Below are 12,623 nucleotides of genomic sequence, written 5' to 3' on the forward strand. Positions count from 1 at the left end.
CTTCTCTCTCCCCATATCTGTCTGTTATAAATCGACATTCTACGGTCCGGACGCTGTGCCCGGCGGTCCTTCAAAAATAGCGGCGGTCGGCGGCGAGGCGGCGGAGGCGCGCGGTCGCAAGACGCTCCTCGGGCGTGACACGCGGTTCGTCGGCGGGAAATTCGTCCTTCACCGCGGCGAGCGGCACGAGCTTGGTCAGCGGCTTCTTCGGCGGCACGCCCGAGGCGAGTTGCTGGAAGCGCATGAAGATGAAGCCCGATTCCACGCCCGTCGTGTCGAGCCAGTTCCACACCCCCGGATCCTCGCCCGCGAGCACATAGCGAAAGCGCCCATCGCTCGACACGCGCGACTGGGCACCGGTGATGCTCGACTGCACCGAACGCGGGATGAAGCTGTTGAACCAGCGCGGATGCGCGAGCGCGAGGCTCTGATATTTGGCGTCGCAGGGATCGATCGTGATGACCAGCGCTTGTCCCGCAGGGACTTCCCAGCGGCCCTTGGTGTTGAACTGCCCCGGGAAATAGCCGGCATCGGCCGGGCCGACGGTCGGCGCGGGATAATCGTTGAGCGGCAGTACCTTGGTCCAGTTGCGGGCGAAATCGTCGAGGAATTTCACCTGGTCGACCATGTTGCGCGCGGCGACGGCATAGAGTTGCTGCACATCGGCGAGTGTGGGGCGGCGAGATACCGGCACCGGCTGGTCCATGCGCTCGATCAGCATCGGGGTCGGCTGTTCGGTCAGCCAGTCGTTCACCGTCTGGCGCACGAACAGGCAGCGCGCGCGATCGTCGCTCTTCATCCAGTTGCCGGGGCGTTCGGGGCCGCCGATCCACAGCTCGAAACGCCCGTCGGCCTCGATCTCGAGCCGGCTCGATTCGAGCGCGCCGATGCGGTCGCCGACCACGCCGTCGTCGCCCGCGAGGCCCGACACCAGCTCGAAGCAATAGTCGACGGTGTTGCCGCGATGCCCCAGCACGCGATAGACGCCGCCGCCGTCGATCTGGGCGCTGTAATAATGATGATCGGGGGTCGGCAGCCCCCAGGTGCGGACATTGTCCATGTCGCGCACGAAAGCAGGGCGGTCGAGATCGTAACTTTTGAACGCGCGCTCGACGTGGAAAATCCACATGCCGGCGAGATACTGATACCCCTCCGCCAGATCGGCGTTGGTGGTGCCGGGATGGGCGCGAATGATCGCTTCGACCTCGCGGGCCGCATCGATGAACTGGGCATAGCCGCTTGCAATATCAGACATGTAGCTGGGTCTCCGTGCTCGGGTTGGCGTCGAGGAAGCCGAAGGCATCGTCGACCATCGCCTCGGTCAGTTCGTACCGTTCGAGCGAATATTGGTTTATGCCGTGCTTGCCGGCGGGATTGTCGGCGATCCACGTCCGGATCGCGGTCTCGCCCGTATCGGACAAGGCGAGGCCGGCCTGTTCGTAGAAGCTGCGGATATGTCGGATCGGGTCGGCGAGCATATCGCGATAATCGACCTCGATCATCTTGAGCCGGTTGCCCAGCCGGGCGCGCGCCTGCTGGAAGCGGTGCATTTCGGGCACCCAATATTCGAGCGCGATGCGCCCGATCGCGGCGGGCTGGCGCGTCAGATACGGCTGCTGCGCGGCCTCGAGCGCGTTGCAGAAGGAGGCGACGACGGTGCGAAAATCGCGGCGCGGATAGACGAAGGTCGCGCCGGGGTGAAAGGCCAGCATCTCCTCGAGATGGCCGACATGAACCGGGCTTTTCAGAATCCATTTGCGGCCGCGGCGCCCGCCGTCCTGCCATTGCAGATAGCGCAGCAGGTCGGCGACATAGGCATAGCTCGGACGGCGCGGCAGGGTGCGCAGATATTCGAGATAATCGGCGTCGGGCACGCCGGTGTAGATATGGCCGACATGCTGGAAGCTCAGATGGTGGAGGTTCCAGTCCTCGTCGGCATCGTCGGCGACCGCGGGGTGCGCGGCGTGGAGTGCGGGATTGCCGATGCGGATCGCATCGGCGACAGCTTCGGCGAAAACCAGTCGCCCGCCGGGTTCGTGCGGCGCCTCGCCCGGGAAGGGAGCAGGGTTGAGCAGGCGCCAGAATTTGAGCGACTGCATCGCGGGGTCGGCCGACATCATGCGCTGCAGCACGGTGGTGCCGCTGCGCGGGAAACCAATGACGACGATCGGGTCGGCAACATTCTCGTCGAGGATCTCGGGGTGGCGCGCGAGATCGTCGGCGAAGCGCAGCCGGTTGACGAGGAGGCGCTGTGCCATCGCGTCGAGCTGCGCGAAGCCGGCTTCGTCCGGGGTGCCCCGGCGCGCGAAATGATAGAAGGCATCGAGCGCGGCGACGAACTCCTCGGGCTCGCGGCGGTCGATACCGCTTGTTGCACGCGCTTCCGCCAACGCGCGCGCGCCGTCCGCCGTATCAAAACCGGTCATTCGTCTCTCCCCTTGGTGTCTGGATTGCGGCACGCCGCGATGAGGCTGTCCGCCATCTCCTTGCGGCAGATCAGCAGGTCGGGCATCGCGACGTCTTGCTGGTTGTAGACGAGCGGCGCACCGTCGATGCGCGAGGCGTGGAGGCCGTGCGCGAGCGCCACCGCCGCGGGCGCGGCACTGTCCCACTCATATTGACCGCCGGTGTGGAGATAGATATCGGCCTCGCCGCGCACCACCGCCATCGCCTTGGCCCCCGCCGAGCCCATCGGCACGAGTTCGGCACCGAAGCTTTCGGCAACGGCCAGCGCTTCGGCAGCAGGGCGCGTGCGGCTGACCAGCATTTTCGGCGGCGTATTAGCGGGCTGGAGCGCGACGGGAGCCCCTGACGTCAGCGTTACATCGAGGCCGGGCAAGGCGACCGCACCGATGACCGGTTCGCCGTCGATCGCGAGTGCGACATGGACGGCCCAATCGCTGCGGCCCTCGCCATATTCACGGGTGCCATCGAGCGGGTCGACGATCCAGACGCGGCTTTTGGTAAGGCGATCAGGGGTGTCCTTGCTCTCCTCCGACAGGATGCCATCATCGGGGCGCTGTTCGCGGAGCGCATGGATCAGGAACTGGTTCGCGACCTGATCGCCGGCCCTGCCGAGCGCCTTGCCGGCGAAGAGGCCGGACTCCCGCACGGTGAGCAGGATGCGCCCCGCGGTCTCGGCGAGATGCGCGGCCAGCGCGGCGTCGTCGAGCGCGGCGCTCATCCCAGCAGCCTGTCGACGATGATGTCGGCGGCCTCATCGGGTGTCATGTTGGTTGTATCGATGCGGATTTCGGGGTTTTCGGGTGCCTCATAGGGGCTGTCGATGCCGGTGAAGTTCTTGAGCTGTCCGGCGCGGGCCTTTTTGTAGAGGCCCTTGACGTCGCGGTGTTCGGCTTCGGCGAGCGGGGTGTCGACGAAGATTTCGATGAACTCGCCCTCGGGCAGCATCGCGCGGACCATCTCGCGCTCGGCCTTGAACGGCGAGATGAAGGCGGTGATGACGATCAGCCCTGCGTCGGTCATCAGCTTCGCGACCTCGCCGACGCGGCGGATATTCTCGATCCGGTCGGCCTCGGTGAAGCCGAGATCGCGGTTCAGCCCGTGGCGGACATTGTCGCCGTCGAGCAGGAAGCTGTGCCGGTTCATCCGGTGCAGCTTCTTCTCGACGAGGTTGGCGATCGTCGACTTGCCCGAGCCCGAGAGGCCGGTGAACCATAGTAGCGCGGGACGCTGGTTCTTGAGGCCCGCGCGCATGTCGCGGTCGATGTCGGTCGCCTGCCAGTGGACATTCTGCGCGCGGCGCAGGCTGAAGTGCAGCATGCCCGCCGCGACCGTCGCATTGGTCAGCTTGTCGATCAGGATGAACCCGCCCAACACCTTGTTTGGGCTTGTGCGATTGTCGCCATAGGCCTCGAAGGTGATCGGCTTGTCGGTCGACAGCTCGACAACCCCGATGCCGTTGAGGTCGAGCGTCTTCGCCGCGAGATGGTCGAGCGTGTTGACGTTGATCTCGTACTTCGGTGCCTGCACCGTCGCCGACACGCTCTGCGTCGCCAGCTTCAGCCAATAGGCGCGCCCCGGGATCATCGCCTCGTCGGCCATCCACACCAAAGTCGCCTCGAACTGGTCGGCCGCCTCGGGCGGATTGTCGGCCGCCGCGATGACGTCGCCGCGCGAGCAGTCGACCTCGTCGGCCAGCGTCAGCGTCACCGACTGGCCCGCGACGGCCTCGTCGAGGTCGCCATCGAGGGTGACAATGCGGGCAACCGCCGTCGTCTTGCCGCTCGGCAGAATACGCACCGCGTCGCCCGGCCTGACCTTGCCGCTCGCAAGCTGGCCCGAGAAGCCGCGGAAGTCGAGGTTGGGCCGGTTGACCCACTGCACCGCCATGCGGAAGGGCTTCGCCTCGTCGGCGGCGCTGCCGACCTCGACGCCTTCCAGATGCTCGATCAGCGCCGGGCCCTTGTACCAGGGCATGTTGTCCGACAGCGCGGTGATATTGTCGCCCTTGAACCCCGAGATCGGGATGGCGGTGAAGTTCGTGATGCCGATCTCGCTCGCAAAGGCGCGGTAGCTGAGCAGGATGCGCTCGAACACCGTCTTGTCGTAATCGACAAGGTCCATCTTGTTCACCGCGAGCACGATATGCTTGATGCCGATCAGATGCGCGAGGAAGCTGTGGCGCCGCGTCTGGGTGAGCACGCCCTTGCGCGCATCGATCAGGATGACGGCGAGGTCGGCGGTCGAGGCGCCGGTGACCATGTTGCGCGTGTACTGTTCGTGCCCCGGGGTGTCGGCGACGATGAACTTGCGCTTTTCCGTCGTGAAAAAGCGATAGGCGACGTCGATCGTGATCCCCTGCTCGCGCTCGGCGGCGAGGCCGTCGACGAGCAGCGCGAAGTCGATCTCCTGCCCCTGCGTGCCGACGCGCTTCGAGTCCGCCTCCAAGGCCGCCAGCTGGTCCTCGAAGATCATCTTCGAGTCATAGAGCAGGCGCCCGATCAGCGTCGATTTGCCGTCGTCGACCGAGCCGCAGGTGATGAAGCGCAGCAGCGACTTTTGCTGATGCTGTTCGAGATAGGCGTCGATATCCTCGGCGATCAGCGCGTCGGTGACATAGACGGGGGTGTCGGAGGGAGCCGGCATCAGAAGTACCCCTCCTGCTTCTTCTTCTCCATGCTGGCGTCGCCGCCGTCCTTGTCGATGATGCGGCCCTGCCGCTCGCTGGTGGTGGTGAGGAGCATTTCCTGGATGACTTCGCTGAGCGTCGTCGCTTCGCTTTCGACCGCGCCGGTCAGCGGATAACAGCCGAGCGTGCGGAAGCGCACCGAGCGCTGAACCGGCACCTCGCCTTCTTTCAGCGGGAAGCGATCGTCGTCGACCATCAGCAACAGGCCGTCACGCTCCACCGTCGGGCGCGGGGCGGCGAAGTAGAGCGGTACGATCGGGATATTCTCGCGCGCGATATATTGCCAGATGTCGAGCTCGGTCCAGTTCGAGATCGGGAACACCCGGATACTCTCCCCCTTCGCCTTCCGGGCGTTGTAGAGGTTCCACAGTTCGGGCCGCTGCTTCTTCGGATCCCAGCCGTGGCTTGCGGTGCGGAAGGAGAAGATGCGTTCTTTCGCGCGGCTCTTTTCCTCGTCGCGCCGCGCGCCGCCGAAAGCGACGTCGAAGCCATGGAGGTCGAGCGCCTGCTTCAGCCCCTCGGTCTTCCACATGTCGGTGTGCAGCGGGCCATGGTCGAACGGGTTGATCCCCCGCGCCTTCGCCTCGGGGTTCTGGTAGACAATGAGCTCCATGCCGCTCTCCGCCGCCATGCGGTCGCGCAGCGCGTACATCGCCTGGAACTTCCACGTCGTGTCGACGTGCAGTAGCGGAAACGGCGGCGGCGAAGGATAAAAGGCCTTGCGCGCCAGATGCAGCATCACCGCACTGTCCTTGCCAACACTGTAAAGCATCACGGGCTTGGCCGCATCCGCCAGCACCTCGCGCATAATGTGAATGCTCTCCGCCTCAAGACGGTCGAGATGGTTGTGCATTTTCGGGGCCGCAGGCATGCGTGGGGAATGGAAGTTCGCCGGTCTCATAGCCGGTTCTTAGGCAGGCTCCGCGTTCGGCTCTTGACGAATCCTGCTATTTTGTAGAATCCTGCTAATTAATCGACTGACTAGATATCTTCGCGCTGAAGGAATGGCGCGATGGCTGGATCGGGGACCGCGCGGTAAAGCGCGGCCTCACGGGAGGTGAGGATGCTGGGAAGCTTCTTTAAAAGCGATCGCGCCATTTATGCGCGGCACCAGTCGGATCTGGTCGTCGAACGCTGTTCGGCGCAGAAGGGCTGGCGCGGGCTGCATCTCGAGGTGGGTCACAATCGCGGCTGCGACGTCCGCTCGCTGATGCTGCAGGGTCATCTGATCGGTATGCAAATCACCGGCCAGCCGATCGCAGTCGAAATCCATGAAAATGGCCGGTGGGTTCCGACCGCGCTGCCCTCGCATCAACTGTTCATCCACCCGGCGGGAACGCCGCTCAATATCCGGCACGATCTGTGGACCCGCTGGGCATTTGCGATCATCGACCATCCGGCGCTGGCGACAAGGCGGGGGCCCGATGACACCTTGGGCTGGTCGGATCACGACCAGATGCTGACCTTGTTGTTCCAGGCGCTGATCGAACAGCTCTGCTACGAGCGGCGCGACACCAGCGGCGACCGGGCGCTCGCCCAGTCGCTGATCGACAGCTTCATCCTCGCGCTGCACCAGCGCGCGCCGGCTTCATCCACCGCTTCGGCGCGCGGCGGCATCGCGCCCTATATGGTCGCCGACCTGCGCGCCTGGATCGAGCGCAATCTGGAGCAGAAGATCGGGGTGCAGGACATGGCCGACCGGCTCGGCTATTCCTGCGCCCACTTCGCGCGCGAGTTCAAGCGCGAGGTCGGCCTCACCCCGCATGGCTTCCTGCACGACATCCGCCTGTCGACGGCGATGGACCTCGCGCGCCGCGGCACGCCGCTGGTCGACATCGCCCACCGGTGCGGCTTTGCCGATCAGGCCCATCTTTCGAACGCTTTCAAGAGCCGCTTCGGCTTTTCACCTGCGAGTCTTCGCCAGCGCAGCAACTAGCCGCCGGCCAGCTCAGGGGATGGTCGCCAGGGTCGCAACCTTGTCTAGAACCTTGCGCCCGAACAGGCTGGCGGTGAGGTCGGTGAGCAGGCGGGCGCTCTTGCCGCGCTCATCGAGATAGGGGTTGAGTTCGGCGAGATCCATCGACGTGGTCAGCCCGGATTCGCAGAGCATCTCCATGACCAGATGCGCCTCGCGAAGACTGGCGCCGCCGCTCACCGTCGTGCCGACGCCGGGCGCGATGGCGGGGTCGAGGAAGTCGACGTCAAGGCTGACGTGCAGCATGGCGCCGATTTTCCCGACCTGTGCCAGGATACGGCGGACGATCGCCGCAATGCCGAATTCGTCGATCGCCCGCATGTCGAAGACCTGCACGCCGCGCTCCGCGATCAACTGGCGCTCGCGGTCGTCGACCGACCGGATACCGAGCATGAAGACATTGGCGGGATCGACGGTGGCGCGATCGTCGCCGAGAATGCCGTCGAAGCCCGGTTCGCCGCAATAATAGGCGACGGGCATCCCGTGCATATTGCCCGACTCCGACGTCATCGGCGTATTGAAGTCGGCGTGCGCGTCGAGCCAGATCACGCACAGCGGGCGCCCGACGTCGCGCGCATGGCGCGCCGCGCCCGAAACGGTACCCATGGCAAGCGCATGATCGCCGCCCATGAAGATCGGCAGGCGTCCCTCGCGCAAGGTCCGGTACGCGACCTCCCCGAGCGAGCGCGTCCACCCGGCGATATTGGGCGCGTGGCGCGCATTGCCGCCGAAGCCGACCCCGGACACCGCCGCCGCCATGGCGTCGCCATCGTCGACCACTTCGTGCCCGAGCGCCGCGAGCGCCGGCGCCAGTCCCGAAATCCGCATTGCCCCCGGCCCCATCGCGCAGCCGGGAAGTCCCGCGCCCAATTCGACCGGAGCCCCGATCAGGCTGATCCTTCGCCGTTCCATTCTCTCGTCCCCGTTCCTGATAAATTGTCGAGCGCGCTAGGCGGCGCGCTGGAGCATGCCGAACAGGTCGCGCGGATCGTCGGGGTCGGCGAGGATGTCGATCTGCTGGAAAAAATCGGTGCCCTGCAATTTCGAGTAGATGTAGCGGAGCGCCGAGAAATCCTCGGTAGCAAAGCCGACGCTGTCGAAAAGCGTGATTTGCCGGGCGTCGCGCCGGCCCTCGGCATCGCCGCTCAGGACCTGCCAGAATTCGGTCACCGGATAGCTCGCATCCATGTGCTGGATCTCGCCCTCGATCCGCGTTTGCGGTTCGAATTCGACGAAGGTGACGGCGCGCGACAAGATGTCCTTGTGCAATTCGGTCTTGCCCGGGCAATCGCCGCCGATCGCATTGATGTGGACGCCCGATCCAACCATATTGTCCGTCAGGATCGTCGCATAGGCCTTGTCGGCGGTGCAGGTAGTGATGATCTGCGCGCCTTCGATCGCGTCCTGCGCGCTGGTGCAGGATACGACCCGCAGGCCGCTATCGCCCAGATTGCGGTTGGCCTTGGCGGTGGCGCTCGCATCGATGTCGTAAAGCCGGACCTCCTCGATCCCGACGACTGCCTTCATCGCCAGTGCCTGAAACTCGGCCTGCGCGCCATTGCCGATCATCGCCATGACCTTTGCGTTACCCGGCGCGAGGTGGCGCGCCACCATCGCCGAGGTTGCGGCGGTGCGCAGCGCCGTCAGCAAGGTCATTTCGGTCAGCATGAGCGGATAGCCGGTGTCGACGCGTGCGAGCAGCCCGAAGGCGGCGACGGTCTGAAACCCCTTGGCGGTGTTGCTCGGATGGCCGTTCACATATTTGAAGCTGAAAGCTTCGCCGTCGGAAGTCGGCATCAGTTCGATCACGCCGTCGCGCGAATGCGAGGCGAGGCGGGGAATTTTCTCGAAAAGATCCCACCGCCGATAGTCGGCCTCGATCGCGTCGGTGAGTTCGACGAGGATTTTTTCGATGCCGAAATGATGGACGAAGCGCATCATGTTTTCGACGCTGACGAACGGGATATAAGCAAGCGGCGAAGGCGCGGTGGGCATGGCACATCCTTTGAAATCGAGAACTTGCCCAGCCTAAAGCGGCATCCTGCCTGTCTAAATCGTCATCTCTACTTGAAAATTTATCGGATCTGGTAAATTTGAATAGCTCCACCATACAATTTGCCAAAATCCGGGAATCCTGATGGCCATCGCAAAATTCATCCCCGACGATCTCGACCGCCGCATCATCGCGCATCTGCGCGTCGATGGCCGTGCTTCGCTATCGAAACTGGCCGGGGCGCTCGGGGTCGCCCGGGCGACCGTGCAGAACCGGTTGGACCGCTTGCTCGACACCGGAGCGTTGCTGGGCTTCACGGTGCGCGTGCGCGAGGATTATGACGATCTCGACATTCGCGCGGTCATGCTGATCGAGGTCAGCGGGCGATCGACCACCCAGGTCATCCAGAAACTGCGCGGCATTTCCGAAATCCGAACGCTGCACACGACGAACGGCAATTGGGATCTCATCGCCGATATCAACGCGGGAAGCCTTTCGGACTTCGACCGCGTGTTGCGCGAGGTGCGCATGATCGACGGCGTCGAGAACAGCGAAACCAGCCTGTTTCTCAGCACGATATAGTCGCGCGACGGCGCCCTATTGTTCGAGTGCGAGCAGGAACGCCTTCGCCTCCAGCCCGCCGGCAAAGCCGGTCAGCTTGCCGGTCGATCCGACGACGCGGTGGCACGGCGCGATGATCGAAATGGGATTGCGGCCATTGGCGGCGCCGACCGCGCGCGAAGCACCGGCATTGCCGAGCTGATGCGCGATCTCGCCATAGCTGCGCGTCTCGCCGAACGGGATGGCGAGCAGCGCCTGCCAGACGCGCTTCTGGAAATCGCTTCCCGCAAAGAACAGCGGCACGTCGAATTCGCGGCGCTCGCCGGCAAAATATTCGCCGAGCTGCCGCTCGGTTTCGATCAGCACCGGATGTTTGTCATCCTCGGTCAGCGGGCCGAGCCGGACGCGCCCCGGCCGGTCGTTTTCCCACAGGATCGCGGCAAGGCCTTCGACATTGGCGACCAGCGTCAATTCGCCGACCGGGGACCAGATGGTTTTGAAATAGTAAGTCACGGCTTCGATCCTGTCATTCGCTGTCGCGCTTTGTCGATGAACTTCATATGGCAAGCGCGAGACAGCGGCGCGTCCCGAATCTTGCGCCCAACATCGACGGAAAGATTGCCATGACTCCCACCGCCAAAATCCTGCTGCTCGGCTCGGGCGAACTCGGGCGCGAATTCGTGATCTCGGCCAAGCGGCTCGGCTGCCATGTCGTCGTCTGCGACAGCTATGCCGGCGCGCCGGCGATGCAGGTCGCCGACGGGTTCGAGGTCTTCTCGATGCTCGACGGCGATGCGCTGCGCGCCACGATCGAAAAGCACCTCCCCGATCATGTCGTGCCCGAGGTCGAGGCGATCCGCACGGAAGTGCTCGCCGAACTGGAGGCCGAGGGCTTTCATATCGTCCCGTCGGCGCGCGCCGCAGAGCTGACGATGAACCGCGATGCGATCCGCGATCTTGCGGCGAGCGAGCTCGGCCTCACCACCTCGACCTTCGAATATGCGACGAGCCGCGACGAACTCGCTGCGGCGGCGACGCGGGTGGGTTTCCCGCTCGTCGTCAAGCCGGTGATGTCGTCGTCGGGCAAGGGGCAAAGCACGGTCAAGGACGCCGCCGGCATCGACGCCGCATGGGACTATGCTGCCGCGGGCATGCGCGGCGACCGCCTGCGCGTGATTGCCGAGGCCTTCATCGATTTCGATTATGAGATCACCCTGCTCACGGTGCGTCACAAGGATGGCGTCAGCTTCTGCCCGCCGATCGGCCATCGGCAGGAACGCGGCGACTATCGCGAAAGCTGGCAGCCGGCGGCGATGTCCGCGGCGGCGCTGCAGTCGGCGCAGGATATGGCGACGAAGGTCGTCGATGCGCTCGGCGGAAACGGGATTTTCGGGGTCGAATTCTTCGTGAAGGGCGACGCGGTGATCTTCTCCGAACTGTCACCGCGCCCGCACGATACGGGCATGGTAACCCTGATTTCGCAGGAACTGTCGGAATTCGACCTCCATGCGCGCGCGATCCTCGGCCTGCCCATCCCCGCCATCGCGGTACCCGACGCGAGCGCCAGCGCCGTCCTGCTCGCCGATCGCGAAGCGGCAGATTTCGCGATCACCGGGCTGGAGGAAGCACTGGCGGCGCCCGACGCCGCGACCTCGGTCGATGCCCGTATCTTCGGCAAGCCGGTAACCCGGCCGTACCGGCGCATGGGCGTGACGCTCGCCAAAGTCGCTGGCGGCACCACCGACGACGCACGCGCTGCGGCCGTCGCCGCCGCGGCGAAGCTCGCCATCGACTATCGCGATTGATCGGTTAAGCAGGGGCATGGCCAAGCGCCCCGCCCTGCTGACCCGCTGGGTCGTTATCGCCGCCTTGCTGGCGATTGTCGTTGGCCTGCCGCTGGTCTTTCGCGACCAGTTCATGGCGGCGAGCAACGCCATCCTCGCGGCTGCCGAAGAACAGCCGCTGGCGGCCGCGGCATTCATCGTCGCGGCGCTGACGCTCGACCTGTTCCTCCCCGTTCCCAATGGCGTGACCAACACGCTCGCCGGCGCGGCGTTCGGCTTTCCGGTCGGCACGCTCGTGATCTGGACCGGGTTAATGGGCGCCAGCCTTGCCGGCTACGCCTTCGGCCGCTGGGCGGCACGGCCGCTGGCCAAGCGCCTGCTTGGCGCAGACGATATCGAAAAGGCGCACCGGCTCGCCGAGCGCGCCGGCCCGGTCGCGCTGATCCTCTCGCGCCCGGTTCCGGTACTCGCGGAGGTCATGTCCGTCGCCGCCGGGATCGCGGGAATGTCTTTCGCGCGCTTCGCCCTCGTCATGGCACTCGCCAATCTCGGCGTCGCGATGCTCTTCGCCGCGATCGGAGCGGCGGCGATCGGCCAGGCGTCCGGCGAACTGCTGATGCTCGGCGCTGTCGGCCTGCCGCTGCTCTTCTGGCTGAGCTGGCAGGGTGTCGAACGCTGGCGCGCGCGATGATGATCCGTCGCCTCGGTCGGCAAGATATCGAAGCTCTCCGCGACCTTAACGCGCTCTACGCCGACGCGTTCGAGGATCCCGAAACCTATCGCCGCGACCGGCCCGACGACGCGTGGCTTGCCCGTCAGCTCGGCAAGGAAGGTATTATAGTTCTGATCGCCGAAGCCGACGGCTACACCGTCGGCGGCCTTACCGCTTATGAGTTGCCCAAGCTCGAACAGGCACGCAGCGAAATCTATCTCTACGACCTCGCGGTCGACGCGCGTCATCGGCGTCGCGGTATTGCCACGGCCCTGATCGCCGAGCTTCAGCATATCGCTGCCGAAACTGGCGCCTGGGCGTTATTCGTACAGGCCGACTATGCCGATCCGCCTGCGGTCGCGCTCTATACGAAGCTCGGCGCGCGCGAGGATGTGATGCATTTCGATCTGCCGCCCCGACCGCGCCCCTAGCCCGCGCCTCTGGGC

At 65.0% G+C, this 12,623-nt stretch carries 13 protein-coding genes; 5 read left to right on the forward strand and 8 right to left on the reverse strand.

Translation table 11 applies throughout. From position 1 onward, the window contains the following. Positions 1–70 precede the first annotated feature (70 nt). From AN936_RS15245 to cysD, 5 genes are read right to left on the reverse strand one after another with little or no spacing between them, the layout of a single operon-like run. A complete protein-coding gene (locus AN936_RS15245) occupies positions 71–1,255 on the reverse strand; it encodes a hypothetical protein (RefSeq protein ID WP_054588847.1) in 1,185 nt (394 codons plus the stop codon). Continuing rightward, positions 1,248–2,426 carry a sulfotransferase family protein gene (locus AN936_RS15250; protein ID WP_054588848.1) on the reverse strand — a complete coding sequence of 393 codons (1,179 nt, stop codon included), beginning with the start codon at positions 2,424–2,426 and terminating at the stop codon, positions 1,248–1,250. The genes AN936_RS15245 and AN936_RS15250 overlap by 8 nt, the downstream gene beginning before the upstream one ends. After that, positions 2,423–3,184 (reverse strand): 3'(2'),5'-bisphosphate nucleotidase CysQ, encoded by a 762-nt coding sequence (locus AN936_RS15255; RefSeq protein WP_054588849.1) that lies wholly within the window; start codon positions 3,182–3,184, stop codon positions 2,423–2,425. The genes AN936_RS15250 and AN936_RS15255 overlap by 4 nt, the downstream gene beginning before the upstream one ends. Next, positions 3,181–5,109: a sulfate adenylyltransferase subunit CysN gene (gene cysN / locus AN936_RS15260; protein ID WP_054587794.1), complete on the reverse strand. Its 1,929-nt coding sequence runs from the start codon at positions 5,107–5,109 to the stop codon at positions 3,181–3,183. The genes AN936_RS15255 and cysN overlap by 4 nt, the downstream gene beginning before the upstream one ends. Further along, positions 5,109–6,023, reverse strand: coding sequence for a sulfate adenylyltransferase subunit CysD (cysD, locus tag AN936_RS15265; protein WP_084758425.1), 915 nt, complete (start codon positions 6,021–6,023; stop codon positions 5,109–5,111). Before cysD ends, cysN begins: the two co-directional genes overlap by 1 nt. A gap of 192 nt (positions 6,024–6,215) precedes the next feature. Here cysD and AN936_RS15270 point away from each other — a divergent pair, with 192 nt between their 5' ends. Next, positions 6,216–7,088 (forward strand): helix-turn-helix domain-containing protein, encoded by an 873-nt coding sequence (locus tag AN936_RS15270; protein ID WP_054588851.1) that lies wholly within the window; start codon positions 6,216–6,218, stop codon positions 7,086–7,088. A 12-nt stretch (positions 7,089–7,100) separates the two neighbouring features. Here the strand turns inward: AN936_RS15270 and rocF are convergent, their stop codons facing one another. After that, positions 7,101–8,039 (reverse strand): arginase, encoded by a 939-nt coding sequence (gene rocF / locus AN936_RS15275; RefSeq protein WP_054588852.1) that lies wholly within the window; start codon positions 8,037–8,039, stop codon positions 7,101–7,103. A 36-nt stretch (positions 8,040–8,075) separates the two neighbouring features. After that, positions 8,076–9,122, reverse strand: coding sequence for an ornithine cyclodeaminase (locus tag AN936_RS15280; RefSeq protein WP_054588853.1), 1,047 nt, complete (start codon positions 9,120–9,122; stop codon positions 8,076–8,078). 142 nt (positions 9,123–9,264) lie between these two features. Here AN936_RS15280 and AN936_RS15285 point away from each other — a divergent pair, with 142 nt between their 5' ends. After that, positions 9,265–9,702 carry an Lrp/AsnC family transcriptional regulator gene (locus AN936_RS15285; protein ID WP_054588854.1) on the forward strand — a complete coding sequence of 146 codons (438 nt, stop codon included), beginning with the start codon at positions 9,265–9,267 and terminating at the stop codon, positions 9,700–9,702. Positions 9,703–9,717: 15 nt separating this feature from the next. On the opposite strand, the gene AN936_RS15290 is transcribed toward AN936_RS15285, so the two are convergent. Beyond that, the gene (locus tag AN936_RS15290) at positions 9,718–10,194 is read right to left on the reverse strand and encodes a methylated-DNA--[protein]-cysteine S-methyltransferase (protein ID WP_054588855.1); all 477 of its coding nucleotides are present in this window, start codon (positions 10,192–10,194) and stop codon (positions 9,718–9,720) included. 110 nt (positions 10,195–10,304) lie between these two features. Here AN936_RS15290 and purT point away from each other — a divergent pair, with 110 nt between their 5' ends. From purT to AN936_RS15305, 3 genes are read left to right on the forward strand one after another with little or no spacing between them, the layout of a single operon-like run. Then, positions 10,305–11,486 carry a formate-dependent phosphoribosylglycinamide formyltransferase gene (gene purT / locus AN936_RS15295; protein WP_054590329.1) on the forward strand — a complete coding sequence of 394 codons (1,182 nt, stop codon included), beginning with the start codon at positions 10,305–10,307 and terminating at the stop codon, positions 11,484–11,486. 16 nt (positions 11,487–11,502) lie between these two features. Continuing rightward, positions 11,503–12,156 carry a TVP38/TMEM64 family protein gene (locus AN936_RS15300; RefSeq protein ID WP_054588856.1) on the forward strand — a complete coding sequence of 218 codons (654 nt, stop codon included), beginning with the start codon at positions 11,503–11,505 and terminating at the stop codon, positions 12,154–12,156. Next, positions 12,153–12,608, forward strand: a complete 456-nt coding sequence (locus AN936_RS15305; RefSeq protein WP_054588857.1) for an AAC(3)-I family aminoglycoside N-acetyltransferase — start codon at positions 12,153–12,155, stop codon at positions 12,606–12,608. The genes AN936_RS15300 and AN936_RS15305 overlap by 4 nt, the downstream gene beginning before the upstream one ends. The last annotated feature ends 15 nt before the right edge of the window (positions 12,609–12,623 follow it).

It is taken from the genome of Sphingopyxis macrogoltabida (genome assembly GCF_001307295.1).
In the GTDB taxonomy this organism is placed as follows: domain Bacteria; phylum Pseudomonadota; class Alphaproteobacteria; order Sphingomonadales; family Sphingomonadaceae; genus Sphingopyxis; species Sphingopyxis macrogoltabida_B.